Genomic DNA, 17,887 nt, shown 5'->3' with positions numbered 1-17,887 from the left:
TATCTCCTCTCTTGAACCCGATCCTTATGCGCGATCGTGACGTTATGCATACGTATCAGCAGGCTCCAGCACATAAGCCGCCAGCAGCACAGCTGTCTGTAAGATCGCTTGGCTGTGTGTACGCTCGATACCGTGTGAGGCGTGTACGCCCGGCCCGATCAGTGCCGCCCTCACGTTGGCGCCTCCGCGCAGCGCAGCCGATGCATCTGAGCCGTAATGCGGGTAGATATCTACCGCATGGGACAGCCCCTCTCGAACAGCCAGCTCCTTGAGTCGAGTCGTCATCAAGTAATCGTACGGTCCAGACGAATCCTTCGCGCAGATCGATACGTCGTGCTCCGTACAGCTCAGATCGTCGCCGATTGCCCCCATATCAACAGCTAGGAGCTCGGTCATCTCCTCTGGCACCCAAGCTGCGCCGTGACCGACCTCCTCATAGGTGCTGATCAATAGCTGTAGCGGATAGGCCGGCTTATGGCCTGTACGTTGGAGCCACTCGAGCATGCCGAACAATGCGGCTACGCCTGCCTTGTCATCGAGATGTCTTGATTTGATGTAGCCACTAGGCAGCATGACTGTACGCGCATCGAATGAAATATAGTCGCCATTCGCAATGCCGAGGCCGCGCACGTCGTCCGCGTTATGTACCCGTTCATCGAGCCGAATCTCCATGACCGACTCCTCGCGCTTCAGCTCGCGAGCATCGGCGTACACGTGTAAGGAGGGCTTCGTCGTCAAGATCGTACCCGTATAGGTGCGACCGTCCCGTGTATGGACCACGCAATATTCATTCTCGACCGAGCCAAGCATGAACCCGCCGATCAAGGTGAACCGCAGTCTCCCGTCCGGCTTGATCGCCCTCACCATCGCGCCGAGCGTATCGACATGAGCGGACAGCCCGAGCACGCGACCTTCCTCACGGCCGGGCACGCGAATAATGCCGTTCCCTTTGGGTGTCAGCTGCAGAGTGAAGCCAAGCTCGTCCGCCTCCTGCTTCAGCTTCGCCATAACGGCATGGCAATAACCGCTCGGACTCGGCGTTGTGAGCAGCAGCTGCAATACGCGGAGCATATACGCCTCATTCATTTCCCCGATCATACGCGACCCCCTGACATTTGATTCCACCTAATATTTCGTGTAAGCTGTGGATTGAATTGAATTGCAACCGAACTTAGAGGAGGAGCTTAACGAAATGACTACAGAAGCATTGCCACCAAAAACATGCTCGATCGAGCGCATGATTACTGTCGACGCCGACATCCAGAAGGTGCTGAGCGGTGAAAAAACAGCAACCCGCCGCAACGGACGCTACGCTGACATCGGCGAAGTGATGGAGCTCGAAGGAAAGCGCTTCGAGGTAACGAACGTATACTCCCAGTCGCTCGGCGAGCTGACAGACGAGAATATCAAGAGCGAAGGGTACGCCTCTGTTGAGGAGTACAAGAACTACATCATGTCGATGCATGCAGGCATGCCTTGGCTTCCACAAATGAGAGTATGGGTGCACGAGTTCCGCGCAATCTAGTTACGAGTGGAACGTTCCGACCTCATGGTCGGGTCCGCACAAGCGAAGCCGCAGCCTCGAGGCTGCGGCCCGTACTTGTACCTTGTGGCCCAGCCTAAAGCAGGTCTGGAGCACCCTTAGGCAGCGAGAGCGGCCGACAGCATTTCTGCATGACGCAGGACGACTGTCGACCGCTTTCTCTGCACTTGTACTACCATTTCGACTAACGGAGGTTACAACTGCCATGAACTGGTACGCCTGGCTCTTATTCATTCATGTCATCAGCGCCGTCATCGCCATCGGTCCGTTCTTCGTGCTGATGCCGATGCTGCGGAAGCTTCGAACAGCGGAGGGCGAGGCGCTGAGCCACTACTTGGACTCATTCCAGTTCGTCGTCTGGCTGTCCAAGCATACCGGCCACGTGCTCGTCTTCTCCGGCCTTGCGCTGATGTGGACCGGCGGCTATCCGTGGACGACACCGTGGATCTTCGCCACCTTCGTCGTCTTGTTCGCATCACTGCTGTTCATGGCACGGGCATTCTCGCCCACGCTGCGCAAGCTAAGACAGCCTGAGCACGACCGTGCTCCGCTGGTCGCCAAGCTGAGCCGATCGTTCTATCTGTACCTGCTCGTCCTGTTCATCATGCTCGGTCTAATGGTCATGAAGCCAAGCTAGTAATCGATCGATCCCTTCGCTAAGCCGCTCGAGACTTCACACGTCTGAAGCGGCTCAGCCGGATCGAGTGTTACCGTGTGCTATACACAGACCTACAGACTTAGCTCTCGTAATCTACAACGATGCTCGTCCCGTCCAGCACCTGTCTCATATGCGCCTTGACTTCCTCATGCACCGGATGCGTATCGTACACCTTCAGATCGTCCAGTGAATCGAACTTCGTAGTCAGCACGATATCGTAGGAGCGCTCAGAGTGCAGCACATCGAGACCGACCTCGATATGACGCAGCACCGGAATGTTACCTTCCATATTGCGCAGCACGTTCGCTGTCGCCTCCACGGCCTCCGCACTACGGTCCTTCAGCTTGAACATCACAACATGTGTCAGCATTCCATTCACATCTCCCTTGAATTCACGATCTCATCACGATCTCATACGATGAACCTAACACCTCGTACTGCCGACTTGCTTAGCGTCCAGCCTTAGCCGCCTCCGACCATTCCTCGACGTTCCACACCTTCGTTACCCAGTCCTCATAGAAGTCAGGCTCGTGACATACGAGAATGACCGTGCCCTTGAATTCCTTCAACGCCCGCTTCAGCTCGTCCTTCGCCGCAACGTCCAAGTGGTTCGTCGGCTCGTCGAATGCGATCCAGTTGCTCTCGCGCATCTGCAGCTTGCACAGACGCACCTTCGCCTGCTCGCCTCCGCTCAGACTGCTCATCGGACGCGTAATGTGCTCGTTCTTCAGCCCGCAGCGAGCAAGCGCCGCACGCACCTCATGCTGATTCAAATGGGAGAATTCATTCCACACATCGTCAATCGGCGTCAAGTTCGGCGCCTTCACCTCTTGCTCGAAGTAAGCCGGATACAAGAAGTCACCGAGATACGTCTTGCCGCTGAACGGCGGAATGATGCCGAGAATCGTCTTCAGCAGCGTCGACTTACCTACGCCGTTGCAGCCGACTACCGCAATCTTGTCGCCCCGCTCCACCGTCATATTCATCTTCGGCAGCAGCGCGTGATTGTAGCCAATCTCGATATCCTTACCCTCGAAGACGAGACGTCCGCTCGCGCGAGACTCCTTAAAGGAGAACGTCGGCTTCGCCGCCTCCTCCGGACGATCAATCCGATCGATGCGCTCCAGCTGCTTCTGACGGCTCTTCGCCCGTCCGGATGTCGAATAGCGCGCCTTATTGCGCTGGATGAAGTCCTCTTGCTGCTTAATGAACTCCTGCTGCTTCTCGTAGGCGTCCAGATGCTGCTGCTTGTTCATATCCGCCATCTGCAGGAACTTCTCATAGTTCGCCGTATAGCGCGTTAGCTTCGCGAACTCCAGGTGGTAGATAACACCAACGACCTTATTCATGAACTCCGTATCGTGAGAAATGAGCATGAACGCGTACGGGTAGCTCTGCAAATAATTCGTCAGCCAGTCGATATGCTCCACGTCAAGATAGTTCGTCGGCTCGTCAAGCAGCAGGACAGTCGGCTGCTCGAGCAGCAGCTTCGTCAGCAGCACCTTCGTCCGCTGCCCGCCTGACAGCTGGGCGACGTCGCGGTCCAGTCCGATCGCGTTCAAGCCTAGACCGTTCGCCATCTCCTCGATCTTCACATCGAGCAAGTAGAAGCCGCTGTTCTCGAGCCGCTCCTGAATCTCGCCCATCTCCTCCAGCAGCTGCTCCAGCTTGTCCGGATCGGCATCGGCCATCTGCTCGGCAATGCTGTTCATCTCCCGCTCCAGCTCGAACAGCGGCAGGAACGCGTCGCGCAGCACCTCGCGGATCGTCTTACCCGGCGTCAGCTTCGTATGCTGGTCGAGGTAGCCGTAACGCACCTTCGGCGTCCACTCCACCTTGCCGTCATCCTTCAGCAGCTGTCCGGTCAAAATATTCATCAGCGTCGACTTACCGACGCCGTTCGCGCCGACAAGACCGACATGCTCGCCTGGCAGCAGGCGGAACGATACATTTTTGAAGAGTACACGGCCTCCAAAGCTATGACTCAAATCTTCTACGGTTAACAAGCTCATGAACGAAATATTCCCCTGTCATGTTTAAATTAGACGCCTGTAAGGCATGAACGTGTCCTGAAATAGACATCTTATTATATCATCATCCTTGACAGGGAATCTAGCACTATCCTCAGCGAAAATAAGCCAGCCATCTTGCATGTCGGATTTGATAAGGAAGCAGCATGAGCGACAGCCCCAATCTAGTCCAGCTAGAGGGACCACGTCCGCCGGGTCTCAATAACATCACGCTAATATTATCGCTGGAACCCGCTTCAAGCGCCCGCTTGACCAGCTCCTCGCTGCTTGCCTGTACCGTGCAGCCCTTCGCTGCTGCGATGCGCAGCATACGCTCGAGCTGACCATCACTGAAGCAGCTATGGAAGCCATCGCTCGACAGCATGAACAGAGTACCGGGCTTGTAAGCTCCGCAATACATATCAATGACAAGTCTTCGGCTCATGCCCAAATAACGGAGCAGCACATGGCGTCTAGGGTGTCTTCTCGCCGTATCGGCGGACATCAGCCCAAGTCTTGCTTGACGATCTACCCACGTGTGGTCGTACGTCAGTCGGCGCAGAGGCATCACTCCATTCGGAGCAAGCCGGTACACACGACAGTCACCGACATGGAACACCCAGTATACGGAATCTACCAATAGAAGAACGGTCAGCGTCGTGCCATACCGTCTGCCGTCCTTCGCCCTCAGCTCTCTCAGCTCACGATGGACGAGCTCGATTCGCTCGTGCAGCTCTCTCTGCAGCGAGCACCAGCTCCCCCTATGGCCAAGCACAAGGGGAAGCCTCTTCTCTACCCAGCTGCTCATCCGTCGCACAGCCAGCTCAGCCGCCTGCACGCCGCCCTCCAGTCCGCCCATACCGTCAGCCAGCACAGCGACCGCGTAGCGCACCCCATCGGCCGTCGTGCCGAAGTGATGCCAGATGCGGTCGCCGTTCACTAGCCTTGTACACCCTATATCAGTAGACGAGCCATACTGCCAATGATTCCGTGTCTTGTTGTTCAAGCTTGCATCAGCATCCCATCTTGTAGATGAAGTCGCAATTCACAATCGTAATCATATCACCTTCGCGCAGCTTGTGCATGCGATAAGGGACGAGCGCTTCACCGTTCACAACCGTACCGTTGCGCGAGCCGAGATCCTTGATGCTGTAGCCGTCCTCATCCTTAACCAGCTCTGCGTGCAGCCTTGATACGCCTACCTCGTCCAGCAAGTAATCGGACTCCGTCTGTTGCCTGCCAATCGTGAAGGTCGACTTATCAAGTGCTATAGTCTCCTTCACACCGCTACGAACGGTCTCCAGCACAGTTATAGCTTTGGCTGCATGCTGCGAAGAGCTGCCTAGCCATACGGTTGCATCATTGGGTGTCAACGTCGTCGTTCGACCATCAGCCTCGGGAGTAGCTAGTACTCCACGCCCCTCCCCTTCCAGTTGATCGGCCTGCAGCCGCACATCTCGCTCTAGACTAACCGAGAGCTCCTGGTAAGCAAGGCTGCTCTTGACACCTTGTTCAGCACTTGCCAGTTCTCCGCCACTGTATGAGGTTGCAGAAGGTGAATCGAACAAGCCGGCTTGGTGTAGAAAAGAAGGCGTCCCGCCCACAGGCGGCGACTCCGCCAGCCTCACTCCAGCGACTTGTCCGCCTACTGTCGCCTTAGGAGATGACGCCGCCTTCCCCCTTCTCGTCGAACGAAGGACGGCATACAGCGCGATCAGCGCAGCAGCCGTCCCCGCACAAGCGATCAGCAGCATCGACTCCTCCTGCTGGTCCGCGTACAGCTTCCATAGGAATGCAATCGCAAGCACAGCACCGAGAATGAAAGGAAGCGGCTTCTTGCCTGTACTCGCCGCAGTCGATGTCGCGGAATCGGCACCTGCAGTCGCCTGAGTCGATGGCGCAGGGCCTACGCCACTATGTATAGAAGCGGCCAACCCATCGTCTCGAGCAGCCGCTGCAGAGCTCCCAACGCCACGCTTATATCCGTAAGCGGCAGCTGCTTCGTCTTGAGCACGGAAGCCGACTCGATAACCGTCGTCTGCTGATGGCCCAAGCCAAGGCTCGGAAGGCCGAGCCCCCTCTATTGACGCGGATGAAGCTCCACCACTAGCCGTCGAGTACGGCCATTCGAAGGATGCTGGTTGCGCCTGACCTGTCCTTAATTGGTCATCACTCGGCGAGAAGCTACGCATGTCACTTATGCAGATCCCAGAGGATGTAGCCGATACCTCCAGCCTCTTGAGCAGAACTCGCTTCAGCTCTGAGATATGGAACGTATCGTGCTCCAGGCAGCGCATCAGCTCCTGGAAGCCGCCCCCTTGCAGATCGTCGACCCGCTGCATCCATCTGGACGCCAGGTCCCGCAGCTCGGCCTGAACGCTAGGTTTCCCCTCCACATGCTGGATCGGTAAGTACGTAAAATACAGGTCGTCCAGGCTATGTCCATAAAATATATATTCTTCCTTCAGCACAAAGCGCTCGCTATCCAGCATATAATTCAAGCTATCCTCTAGCAGCTCGACAATCTGGAGCAGCAAGGTGTAATACTGCTTCATCCCGATCCGTTGAGCGCGCAGCCCCTGGGACAGCATACGCTTGCCAGTAATCGTATAATACAGCGTCGTGCACCCGTCTCTCGCCTCCGTATGCAGCTCTAGCAGACGAGGCATCCGGTTAGACGTCAGCATTCGCAGCTGAAATTCAGACAGCTCCTCCGCCTGAAGCCCGCGAGAGGCTGAGACCGCCATCTCATAACTACGCTCATTCACGAAGTCGACCTGAAGCGAATATAAAGCTTGCATAGAGCCGTAGCCCTCCTTCTGTCTTCGTCATCAAAGCCAATCCATCCACACGGCATACGTGTAGAGCACTCCTGGCACAACGGCCCACATGAAGGGAAATCGCAGCCTACTGTCGATCGGACCTGCATCTATCGCCGCTTCACTCCCATGTCTGCGCTGAGGCTCACTCTTCTGCTGCTCCCGTACCTGTGGACGGTGCTCCCGTTCGGCGAGCTTCCACCTGAAGAGCTGTCGCAGCCAGCTCCAATCACGCAATAGCCATACTCGAAGCAGCAGCCCATTCAGCCTCGCGAAGCGCTGCGCTCGGTCACTGCGAACGGCTAGCACGATGACGGCGATCACCCCCGCCATACATAGGGCAGCCGCCATTGCATGCAAGGCGAAGGCAGCGCCGGTCATTGCGCCAATCGCACCGAACAGCTTCACATCGCCAGCACCGACGCCGCGCAGCAAGTATAGCAGCAGCATCGGAACGAACCCGCAGGCTAGACCTGCAGCTGAGTAAGTCAGCCCCTCCCAGCCGAGCGCCACCAAATAGCCGATTAATCCAGCGATCATACCGCCAATCGTCAGCCAATTCGGAATGACCTGCTTGCGAATATCCGTCGCGAAGGCTGTACATATATACAATCCGAATGCTCCCCACATCCATACCATAAGACTCCTCTTACCCTCCGATCCATGCCCGTTCGGTCGCTTTTTTGCGTAATATCACGGTTCTCGTATAAAAAGGCAGCGTCAGCTTATAAGCATATTCCGCCTCGACGACGACGTATGCGGACTGCCCCTGCTCAAAGTCCGGAAGCTGCAAATCCGTCACCTTCAGCTTCTTCGGGTCCAGCGTCTTCGTATCGCCGAAGGAAGCGATCAAGGGCGTCGCTGCGGCTGCCGCCTTCTTCCTTATGGAAGCCTTCAGCTCAGCCGTCTTCTCTCCCCCGGCTGCCTCCAGCTGCGTGCGGTGCTCCTTCTCCCACGCGACGAGACGGACGATCGGCTCCGGGATGAATCGGCTATGATCCTCAACGAACTTCTCCGCCTCCACCACTTGCGATCGAGCCGCATTCGCCTGGGAGACGACCTGCTCTAGCCACATCACCGGGGCGCTCGCTGCCAATTGCTGCCTTGCTCCCACGTATAGCTGCTCCACCGGATACAGGTTCGCGGCCATCACCTTCGCGGACTCGCTCACCATACTGTGCAGCGCCATCTCCGCCTGCGACATTCGAATCATCGACACGAACAGCATCGAGATCGTCGCGAATAATGGAAGCACGAGCGCGGCCTCCAGCACGATGCCGCCCTGACGTTCCTTCAGCAGCTTCATACTGCTCCCCCTCTCATACGCCTTCATTCTCTAATAACGATAATCTGCCGTTCGCGTGAGCAAGCAATGCGCACTGTCCTTGCTGCAGCCTCCGAACGAGGACTCGCCAAGCGCACGCATAATGCCACCCATGAACCAATGACGGTGCGCCGTTGAGGCGTTCCCCGATACATAGGTCGACGTAGCCGCAAGATCAATATTCGTATTCAGCTGAACCAACGCCTGAATACGCGACAGCAGCACCTGCTCCCGGCTGTGCAGCAGCAGGAACAGTCGCAAGTAATCTTTATACGTCATCGTTATAAGCGGACTCAGCTTGCTCGATACCGGCACCGCGTCACCCTGCACGAGCTCGGTCATATCCTGCTGCGCCTTCCATGCTCCCTCGGCGATCGCTGTCAGCACAACGAGCCATGGCGACCCGGCAGCGAGCGCCTTCGTCTCTGGCCTCATGAGCGCTTCTGTGATGCCAACGGCGAAGCGGAACGCGAACATCTCGGCATAGGCGAGCGAATAATTGCTTGCACAGGAGCCTCCGCCGTATATTAAATATTCGACCTCCTGATTCGTGAGCGGATGCTGCTCAGGGGCCGACAGCTCCTTCGACGTGCGAGGGCGGCCGAATGCATCCTTCTCCAGACCAAGCGTACGGTAGCTGAACTTGCTGATCGCGTACTCATCGATATAGAATTCATCTCGAACGTCGGTTAATAAGCTCTCAAGACCCGAGAGGAGCTTCAGAGCTCCTAAGCCAGCCTCATCAACGTTATCCATCGGTACAGCAGGCGGCGCAGTGAGCGGATCCTGCTGGGCGTTCATGCTCATATACACTTGATAAAATCCGACGACACCCGGCGTATTCGGGTTGCCCTGCAGCTCGTGATACAACGGCTCATAAGGGTCAACATCACTGATCAGGCTGCAGGTGCCAAGACCTCGACGAACTTGGTCGAGCACTGCCATCGCCTTGGTACGTTGCTCCCGCTTCGCAGCCTGCACCTGCCGGACGCTCTGCTGATGCGTATCGATATGAGGCGCCATCCTGCTGTGCGCCGTATTCAGCTTGCTCCTGTAGCCTTCTACGCTGGCAAGCGTCGTCGCATACTTCTGCTGCGTGAACCAGATGCCGTCGTTCATCTGTGCGTGAAAGCCGGCAAACTGTGCCACCGCACCGCCGACCTCTGCCTCCCAGCGCTGCAGCTCCTCCCGATCGAACACCTTGACCGAGGCGAACGATTGCTGCGCCTGAGCCGTACCTGTGCCCGTTCCAGCAGGAGTACCTCCGCTAGCCGCATTAACCTTCTGCAGCTCCTCATTCAACGTATCGTTCGCCTTGAGCGCTTCCTTGAACGCCGTCTGGAACGTCTTCAGCTTCGGCTGAACGTCGGACAGATCGACGCTCGACTTCCGCTGGATGACGAGCAGCAGCTCACCGTACTTGATGAAGTGATTCATCAGCTGCTCGTACTGAGTCACGCGCTGTGTCGCTTCGTTATATTGAACGATTAGCTGTTGCTTGGCCATCGCCAGCTGCTGGATCGCCATAGCAGCCCCAGCTCCAGCACGGGCGAGAGACGCGATCGAGCCATCTATTGCGCGCAGCTGCTCTTGAATGGAGGTCACCGACTGCTTCGCTTGTTGCAGTGCTCTCTGAGTATCCTCGAGCGTATGCACACCGATCAGCGCACTCAGCTCGTTCAGGTCGCGAAGCTGCGTCTGGTAGAACGGCGTGACGTCCCCCGCATGCGTCCGAATACGGATGAATGCGTCCCACGCATCGCCTAGCTGCTTGTCCCGTTCCTCGATCAGCTTCTCGATTTTTTGCGCACTTTGACCGAACTGGGCCGCTTGACCGACTCCGGCAGCTACACCATTTTTCTTCCATTTATCTGTCAGCTCCAGCGTAAAATTAAGCGGAGCCCGAACCTTCATCTCCTCTAAAATTTGCTGCTTCAATATATCGTGGTTGGACAGCGGAAACATCGGCGTCACCTTCGCACTGCTTTTGTCCAGCGTCGGACTGATCCAGGCGAACCGGGAGGCGCCCGCTGCCGAGGACAAGCTGCCCTCCACAGTCTTGACGAACACCTCCGAGGACTTGGCGGTCGCCGGATCGAGCGCGAACAGCCCATATGCGTGCAGGTCCTTGGAGAAGGCGGACATGACCGAGCGAACACCGGCCTTCACCGCCTGCTCCGTCTCCTGCTCGGCTGCTCTCCACCGCATCACATCGATCAAGAGACCGAAGAACAGCAGCAGGGGCAGCAGGGCGAGCATGAAGTATACCGACACCGCGCCCTCCTCATCTCTCCTCCACCTCGAGCCTAATTTCAACCTAGTAACCTCCCTTCAGGCCAAGCGGACCATGCATGCGTCACTCATGAAATACTAAGACAATACCATGCCGTTCAATCTCGCTCTTCAACGTCTGTGTCAGCTTCACCTTGTCGTTCTTCGATAGCTTGAAGAAGTGCCAGACCACTCCCTTCACCTGTGTCCCTTGCTTCAGCAGCTCGGCATCCTTCATCAGCTGCACCTCGCGAAGGTTCTTCTCATTGAACGTATAATAGGCTTGATGCGCGACGCCAGTCGCGTCGAGCGCATCGACCTGCCGCAGCGTGCCCGGCTTCACCTCCAGCTGCGTCTCCTTCCCACCTACGAGCAGCCGCAAATATTGCGCCGCCTGTGCGTGTGAGGCTACGCGCGTCGGCTCCTTCGGGGTTGTACCCGGCTGCTTGAGCGCCGCAAGTGCAGCCTGCGGCCTGATCCGTCCTTGAATTTCGGCGATGAACGTCCGCGTCAAGTCGACCATGCGGATCGTCTCGACCGGCTCGACGACGTAAGATTTCACGTCGCCGTCGAGCTGCTCCTTGCGCAGCCATTGCGGGGCAAGGGCGGATAGCCCGGTCGACCGCTCGAGCGAAGCCCGAACGATGCGCAGCACGCCATAGTGCGAGAACGACAGCTGCCCCCGCCATGCATCAGGCAATGTGTCAGCCGTACGCGCCAGCTTCCCGACTGCTCCGCCTGCTGTGGAATCCGCGGAAGCAGGCAGCGCAACGGCGACAGGACTCATCGGCGAAGCTAGATTGAACCACTGGGACAAGCCGTCCGAGGTAAGACGCCAATACAGACCGTCGCTCGCCGTCGGATGCACCGATCCGGTCACCAGCTCCTTGCTGCTGTTATCCCATATGTAAGCGGTGCGCTCAGCCGCCTCCCCCGCCTTATGATACAGGCTCGATTCGAAGTAGAAGAGCAGTCCGAGACCGAGCAGCGCAGCGGTGGATAGGAAGATCAGCGGCATCGTCAGCGACGCTTCCAGCGTGATCTGACCGGATGTGGAGCGTGTGAGGCGCTTTAGGTAAATGTGCAAGTACCGGGCTTGTCTTGTGGAGCGAGATTCATTCCCAAGCACTAGACAATTCTGACGCTTCCTCAACCAAGCCGAGCTAACCTTGCTCTTCATAGCCGCAGTTGTCCTACTCCATGTCATACTAGTTATTCGTTGGCAGCGCTGGCGGGTCAATTTTACTTGATCCAACATCTTTAATTTCATTATTAATCTGTTTATCAGCAGATTCGAACAACTGCCTCATCCACTGCATAATCCACTTACGGAACGCCACCGCAATAATAAGCAGCACCGCAACGATCAGCAATATTTCCAGCGTACCGAGTCCTTCCTCATCGTCCCAGAATTGTACCCAAGCATCCTTCATCGTGCTCAACATATTCGTTTCCTCCCTTAGATTGTTAGATTGAACTAGCTTAATCGAACCTTATCCCGCCATCAGCAGCGCCGGCACCGCGACGATGATCATAATCATCATGAATAGCACCACCATCGGAAAAACAAGCTTCGACGCCGCCTCCTCGCCGAGCGTTCTCGCCAGCGCCTTACGCTTATCCCACAGCGTCATCGACAGCTCGCGCAGCGACACGAACAGCTCATCGCCGCCTCGCTTGTAGTTGAGCAGCAGCGTCGTCGTGAACAGCGTCGTCTCCTGAATCGCGCAGCGCTTGCTGAAGTCCTCCATCGCCTTCGAGAAGGAGACATTCATCGCAAGCGCGCGTGCCGTCTCGGCAAGCTCTACCCGCAGCGGATTACGGCTTCTGTTCTTACCTCCGCCACTATGAGCCGTGCCGCCTTCTGCATCCTGCTCCCCAAGTCGAACGATTGCCTTCTGCAGCGACTCTCCGGCACCGACCAGCAGCATGAGCTGGTTCAGCACCTCCGGCAGCTCCATCAGCATGAGTCGACGCTTCTGCTTCAGCTTCGTCTGCTCCTGCAGGAACAGTGCGACCGGCGAGACGAGCGCCGCCAGCAGTCCGTATACAAGCATCTCTGCATTGTCCTCCGCCAGTGCCCCGAGCAGAGTGAAGCCAGCAAGGCAGCCCCACACGGCCCACACCCCTCGCACGACGAACCATGTCGTATGCGTCAGCGCGGGCTTCGCACCGTACAAGCCGACCATAATCTGGTGCACCTTGAGCAGCGGCTCGCCGAAGCGCTCTGTCAATCGGAGACGCTCACTTACCGCGAGTGCTCCTGCTCCAGCCCAATAGGCAGCCGTTCGCGGCTGAATCCCTTTCTGCTCGAACAGCCAATGCGCATATTTATGGTGCTGTGGTAGCCAGACGGCAGCAACGACAAGCTGAAGCGCGAACACGAGCAGCATCCAAGACATTCCAGCTCACACCTTTATGTTCATAATGTGTTGAATCCAATATTGGCACAGCGCCATGACGCCAATCGCCCCCGTCATCACGAAGACGCCCACTAGCGAGCCGTACAAGGGCTCCATATAATCTGGGGCGCTCCAGGCCATAATGGCGACGAACACGATCGGGGCGGCTGAGAGCAGCTTGGACTCGAACCGCTTTTGCGCCAGCGTCACTTGAAGATCGAGCTCGATCTCCAGCTTCTCCTGAATGAGCAGCGACGTTCGGCGGACGACCTGCACGAGATTGCCTCCCGTTCGTTTACAGATGACGAACACCTGTGCGAATTGGCTCAGCTCCTCCAGCTTGGCTCGACCTGCGAATTCGAACAGCGCGGATTCGACGCTCTCTCCGTTATCCATCCGATGGATGATCATCGCGAGCTCCTGGAGAATCGGGCTTTTCCCGTCGGGATACAACAGTCTGAGGTCGCTAAGTGACTCCCGAATCGCACTCTCAATCGAGCGGCCTGCCCCAAGCGCAGACGATACAGTCGACAGCAGCTGCTTGAACTGCAGCTTCAGCTGTGCCTTCCGCCTTGCGATCAGCCGCTTGCGCCACATGCCAGGGAACAGCAAGCCCAGCGGCGCGAACAGGATAATCGCGAGCAGCTCCCGATAAAATACCCACGCCACGATCGACATGAGCAGCGCACCGAATAGAGCGGCGGCGAGCCACTGCCGCGAGCTGAGCTCGAGTACGTCGTAATCGATCAACCTCGAATCCCGCTGGCCTTCAGGCTGCTTCGGTCGACCTCCTGCACTCCATCGCTCCCTCATTGCGCCAGCTCGGCGCAGAGCCGCCTTCACGCCAGTTAGCTCGATGTGAATAGGCCATCTCCCCTTTCCTAGTAAGCCCCCTTCATATGGGTGAGCCTACATTATCCCCGTACCTCACCGTCACGTCAGACCATACATCTGCAGCTTGTACGTATGCGCCTGGGCATGGCCGGTCGAACGCAGCTCGCCGACGATGCGGCCGTTCCGTTCACCATTTTCTTGAAACGTATAGATCGGCTGCAGCACCACCTCCCCTTCGTTCATTCCGATGACCTCGCTAATTTCCGTAATGCGGCGGGATCGGTCTCTCAGACGCTGTATATGGACGAAAAAATCGATCGCGCCCGCAATCTGCTTGCGCACGACGTCAAGCGGAAGCTGCGCGCCGCTCAGCACCATCGTCTCCAAGCGACTCACCATGTCGATTGGCGAATTGGCGTGACCGGTGGACAGCGAGCCGTCGTGGCCCGTATTCATCGCTTGCAGCATATCGAGCGCCTCGGCGCCCCGCACCTCGCCGACGATAATCCGGTTCGGACGCATCCGGAGTGACGCGCGAATGAGATGACGGATGCTGATCTCACCCTTCCCCTCTGTGCTCGCGTTGCGTGTTTCCAGTCGGACCACGTTCGGAACGCCGCGAATTTGCAGCTCTGCCGAATCCTCGATCGTAATGATGCGCTCATCAGGTGGAATATGCTGGGATAGAGCGTTCAGCAGCGTCGTCTTGCCAGAGCCCGTGCCCCCGCTGATGAACAGGTTGTACTTGGCACGCACCAAGCGTGTCAGCAGCTCCGCCGCCTCCCGTGAAACTGCCTCCCGGTCAATGAGATCGTCCAGTGTCAGCGGCTGGGCAGGGAACTTACGGATCGTCATCGTCGGGCCATTCAGAGCGACCGGTGGCAGCACAACGTTCACGCGGGACCCGTCGGGCAGCCTGGCGTCTACGACCGGGTTGGACTCATTAACAATCCGGTTCACCCGACCGACGATCGCTTGAATCGTATCCTCCAGCCGCTCGCGACTCTCGAATGCGGTATCTGTCATGGTGACGATACCGTCCTTCTCGATGAAGATGCGGTCATGGGCATTGATCATAATTTCCGTAATGCGTTCGTCGTCGACGAGCGGCTGCAAGACATCGAGTCCCCGGAACGAATGGTAGACGTCGAGCACGATGCTGCGCTTGCGGCCTGCTGGAATGAACCGCTGTGCAGACCGGGCGAACACCTCCTCCTCGATCACCTCCAGCAGCTCCTCGTCCGACATCATGTGGCCGTAGTCGATGCGCTCCTTCACCGCTTGCTTCAGCTCCAGCTTCAGCTGCTGCCACTGCTGCTCGTCCACCATTAGCGCTTCCCTCCCCGCAGCGCCGCTACTGCTTCGTCCGCGAAGCCTCTGAGCAGCTGGACATCCGCTCGACCAAGCGCCTTCCACTCCGGTACATACGGCAGCCGACCACGGACGATGATCGAGTAATCCGAGAACGTATTGACAGTCTGCGAACCCATCGCACGATTATGTATAAAAATAACGTTGCGCCGCAGCTGCTCCGTCTTCTGCGCATCCACCGCCCGGCGGGCATCGAACCACTCGGTAATCTTCTGCAGCTGTATACAGTCGTCGGCTACTGGCCACAAAATGTGATCAGCCGCCTCCAGCAGCGCCGCGGCCGCAGGCGTATCGGCACTGTCAGCGTCGACGATGACATGGTCATATACTCCGCTGTCAGCCGCACCCGCAAGCAGAGCCTGCACCTCTGCAGCGCCAAGCTCGTCCCATTCCTGCGCATATGTGAGCGGTGGGATATAATCGAAGCGGCCCTGCACATGCCTCAGCTTGAGCTGCTCGAGCTGGGCTGCAATTTTCGCCGGACGCGTCTTCGCATAGTAGAGCAGCTTGGAGAAAGTGTCCGCATCCCCTTGACCCTGCTCGCTCGCAGAGGTGTACCAGACTCGTGAAGGTAAGCGCTCGAAGCAGAGCAGGAGCACTCGCTCACCCGCAGCCGTTAGCTGCGCAGCAGTATGCACAGCTGTCACCGTCTTGCCGCTGCCACCGATCGGGGAATATACAACAGTCGTTGCTGCATACCGCGTGCCGCGGATCGGCGCGTGTGTCTCTGTGTCGTTATAGCCTGCTATAAGTGACGAGAGCAGACGATTCAGCGGCTGGTATTTCGCCAAGATGCGCAAGGGCTGCCCGTCTGCTCCTGCAGTACCTGCAGTACCTGCTGTGCTTGAGCCACGCTCAGACTCGCACAGCAGCCATAGCTGCGCCCGACAAGCCTCAGGCAATGGCTCAGGCAGCGGGATCGATTCGTGCACGACTGCGATGAACGGTGACTTCATCTCCTCGATCCAGCGCCAGCCCTCCTGCTCCGACGTATGCCAGTGCAGCGCCAGCCTGTCGGCGAACTCGGACGTTCGCAGATAGGCGGCGAGCTTTTCCCCGAAATACACATCCTTCTCCATCAGCAATAAAGGCACTTGGGCCAAGATGCTCGTCCTCCTCTTCCATTCAGAAGTGCGATTGGACAACAAAAAAAGCACGCGCTGCAAGGAGTGTTATCTCCAAACAACGGTGCTTCCGTTAACGAATCGTGTATCCAATTAATCGTATTATATCATAATCGTTGGAAGACGCAAGCCCCTGCTTACGATTCCGTTAAAAACCTTCGCGCACCTGCAAGCTCCTTCGCATACTCAGGCTGCTTGATCGAGATGATCTCAAGTGGACGCTCGCTTCTAGGCGAGTGAATCATCTGCCCATTGCCGATATACATCCCGACGTGGTGCACACGCCCCTTGCCATTCTCGTAGGCGAAGAACAGCAGATCGCCGGGCTCAAGCCTCTTGAGGTCAACTGGCTGACCAGACGTCGCCTGATCCTTCGCGTCGCGGGGGATCGAGATGCCTAGAGCGCGATACATCGAGTACGTGAAGCCCGAGCAGTCAAAGCCGAACCCAGAGGTGCCGCTCCACACATAAGGAAGGCCCACGAACTGCTTGGCTGTCTCCATTAGCTTGTTACGACGCTCCTCCAGCTCCACGGTTGCCGAAGCGGGCTCAAGCTTGCTTGTAAGAAGGACTACCTCGTCACGCTGCACCCATCGAGTGGAGCCGTCCGGCAGGGCGAGCTGGAGACGACCACCTTGCTCGCGCACGACTGGAAGCCTTGTATTGAAGCTGATCTCTAGTCCAGTGGGCAAGTCGGACAAGTTAGAGTTAGAGTTAGAGTTAGAGTTAGAGTTAGAGTTGGAACTAGAACTAGAGCTAGAGCTTGAGCCTGTGCTAGAGCTCGGCTGCTTAGCGACGGGTACCTCCGTCAGGACGACCGAGCGCTTCACGACGGAGGCGACCGGACATGCCGAGTAATCATAGAACGGCGTCGCCAGCTGTTCGCTGGACAGCCAGCCGATGTAGCCATCCTTCCAGCGCGAGGTCGGCTGGTCTGGCAGCTGCACACGCGACCATTCTTCGCGCTCCTCCAGCAGCATGACCTCCGAGCCGAGCAAGGCCTGCGTCTCCAGCTTGCCAACTAGCCACAGCTTCTCAGGTATGCGCATCGACTCAATCCAGCTCCGTACATTCGGCTGCTCACCAGTTGTCGGTGCGTCCATCGGTCTTGCCAGACCAGGCTTCGTCCACAGCGTTGCCACAGGCACATCGATGACTCTGCGTCTCGGATCAGGCGAGCGGTATTCGCGCACCTCACATATCATGTCATCATTAGCAGTGACAGTGACAGTTGCGGACGTCGCTGAAGAACCTTCCGTGCTTGTAGACTTTGCTGTAGTAGCTCCCGTGCTTACCGACAGCTCCGCACCAGCAGCTCCCCCGCTGCTCATGATGCCCGACGTATGAAGCTGCGGCGACACTGCGTCATGCGTCATGTCAACAGACGCTGCTCGAGCTTCAACGTGTCCCTCCATGGCCATCTGCGGCGATGCTATGGGCCTGCTGACGAACAGCAATCCGAGCGTCATCACCGCTGCCAGCAGCGCCATCGGTACGATCACTCGCATGAAATTCGTTCGTACATGCTCCAT

Annotated in this window: 17 protein-coding genes; 2 read left to right on the top strand and 15 right to left on the bottom strand. The window is 57.4% G+C overall.

What is annotated here, in order from left to right; genetic code table 11:
- Positions 1 to 42: 42 nt before the first annotated feature.
- The gene (locus PAE68_RS11975) at positions 43 to 1,098 is read right to left on the bottom strand and encodes a M42 family metallopeptidase (protein ID WP_281887305.1); all 1,056 of its coding nucleotides are present in this window, start codon (positions 1,096 to 1,098) and stop codon (positions 43 to 45) included.
- A gap of 94 nt (positions 1,099 to 1,192) precedes the next feature.
- On the opposite strand from PAE68_RS11975, the gene PAE68_RS11970 reads away from it, so the two are divergent.
- Both PAE68_RS11970 and PAE68_RS11965 read left to right on the top strand, forming a co-directional pair.
- Positions 1,193 to 1,525: an ASCH domain-containing protein gene (locus PAE68_RS11970; RefSeq protein ID WP_281887303.1), complete on the top strand. Its 333-nt coding sequence runs from the start codon at positions 1,193 to 1,195 to the stop codon at positions 1,523 to 1,525.
- A 223-nt stretch (positions 1,526 to 1,748) separates the two neighbouring features.
- Positions 1,749 to 2,180 carry a DUF2269 family protein gene (locus tag PAE68_RS11965; protein WP_281887301.1) on the top strand — a complete coding sequence of 144 codons (432 nt, stop codon included), beginning with the start codon at positions 1,749 to 1,751 and terminating at the stop codon, positions 2,178 to 2,180.
- 100 nt (positions 2,181 to 2,280) lie between these two features.
- Here the strand turns inward: PAE68_RS11965 and PAE68_RS11960 are convergent, their stop codons facing one another.
- The 14 genes from PAE68_RS11960 to PAE68_RS11895 form a co-directional block, all read right to left on the bottom strand.
- A complete protein-coding gene (locus PAE68_RS11960) occupies positions 2,281 to 2,571 on the bottom strand; it encodes a Dabb family protein (RefSeq protein WP_281887299.1) in 291 nt (96 codons plus the stop codon).
- 79 nt (positions 2,572 to 2,650) lie between these two features.
- A complete protein-coding gene (locus PAE68_RS11955) occupies positions 2,651 to 4,213 on the bottom strand; it encodes an ABC-F family ATP-binding cassette domain-containing protein (protein WP_281887297.1) in 1,563 nt (520 codons plus the stop codon).
- A 112-nt stretch (positions 4,214 to 4,325) separates the two neighbouring features.
- Positions 4,326 to 5,216: a PP2C family protein-serine/threonine phosphatase gene (locus tag PAE68_RS11950; RefSeq protein WP_281887295.1), complete on the bottom strand. Its 891-nt coding sequence runs from the start codon at positions 5,214 to 5,216 to the stop codon at positions 4,326 to 4,328.
- 7 nt (positions 5,217 to 5,223) lie between these two features.
- Positions 5,224 to 7,011, bottom strand: coding sequence for a DUF6382 domain-containing protein (locus PAE68_RS11945; RefSeq protein WP_281887293.1), 1,788 nt, complete (start codon positions 7,009 to 7,011; stop codon positions 5,224 to 5,226).
- Between the two features lie 30 nt (positions 7,012 to 7,041).
- Positions 7,042 to 7,668 (bottom strand): A24 family peptidase, encoded by a 627-nt coding sequence (locus PAE68_RS11940; protein WP_281887291.1) that lies wholly within the window; start codon positions 7,666 to 7,668, stop codon positions 7,042 to 7,044.
- Between the two features lie 10 nt (positions 7,669 to 7,678).
- Positions 7,679 to 8,335: a pilus assembly protein gene (locus PAE68_RS11935; RefSeq protein WP_281887289.1), complete on the bottom strand. Its 657-nt coding sequence runs from the start codon at positions 8,333 to 8,335 to the stop codon at positions 7,679 to 7,681.
- A 30-nt stretch (positions 8,336 to 8,365) separates the two neighbouring features.
- Complete coding sequence (locus PAE68_RS11930) at positions 8,366 to 10,669, bottom strand: hypothetical protein (RefSeq protein ID WP_281887287.1); 2,304 nt, start codon at positions 10,667 to 10,669, stop codon at positions 8,366 to 8,368.
- Positions 10,670 to 10,709: 40 nt separating this feature from the next.
- Positions 10,710 to 11,804, bottom strand: a complete 1,095-nt coding sequence (locus PAE68_RS11925) for a hypothetical protein (RefSeq protein ID WP_281887285.1) — start codon at positions 11,802 to 11,804, stop codon at positions 10,710 to 10,712.
- Between the two features lie 28 nt (positions 11,805 to 11,832).
- Entirely contained in the window at positions 11,833 to 12,069 is a 237-nt protein-coding gene (locus PAE68_RS11920) for a Flp1 family type IVb pilin (protein WP_281887283.1), read from the bottom strand.
- A gap of 48 nt (positions 12,070 to 12,117) precedes the next feature.
- Positions 12,118 to 13,026 carry a type II secretion system F family protein gene (locus PAE68_RS11915; RefSeq protein WP_281887281.1) on the bottom strand — a complete coding sequence of 303 codons (909 nt, stop codon included), beginning with the start codon at positions 13,024 to 13,026 and terminating at the stop codon, positions 12,118 to 12,120.
- 6 nt (positions 13,027 to 13,032) lie between these two features.
- On the bottom strand, positions 13,033 to 13,839 hold the full coding sequence (locus PAE68_RS11910; RefSeq protein ID WP_281887279.1) for a type II secretion system F family protein: 807 nt from the start codon (positions 13,837 to 13,839) through the stop codon (positions 13,033 to 13,035).
- Between the two features lie 120 nt (positions 13,840 to 13,959).
- Positions 13,960 to 15,189 carry a TadA family conjugal transfer-associated ATPase gene (locus PAE68_RS11905; RefSeq protein WP_281887277.1) on the bottom strand — a complete coding sequence of 410 codons (1,230 nt, stop codon included), beginning with the start codon at positions 15,187 to 15,189 and terminating at the stop codon, positions 13,960 to 13,962.
- Positions 15,189 to 16,334 carry a P-loop NTPase family protein gene (locus tag PAE68_RS11900; RefSeq protein ID WP_281887275.1) on the bottom strand — a complete coding sequence of 382 codons (1,146 nt, stop codon included), beginning with the start codon at positions 16,332 to 16,334 and terminating at the stop codon, positions 15,189 to 15,191. The genes PAE68_RS11905 and PAE68_RS11900 overlap by 1 nt, the downstream gene beginning before the upstream one ends.
- Before the next feature lie 158 nt (positions 16,335 to 16,492).
- On the bottom strand, positions 16,493 to 17,887 hold the full coding sequence (locus PAE68_RS11895) for an NlpC/P60 family protein (protein WP_281887273.1): 1,395 nt from the start codon (positions 17,885 to 17,887) through the stop codon (positions 16,493 to 16,495).

It is taken from the genome of Paenibacillus sp. YYML68, assembly GCF_027923405.1.
Taxonomy (GTDB): Bacteria; Bacillota; Bacilli; order Paenibacillales; family NBRC-103111; genus Paenibacillus_G.
The sequence above is the reverse complement of the archived record's forward strand: the minus strand, read 5'-3'. Positions and strand labels throughout refer to the sequence as shown.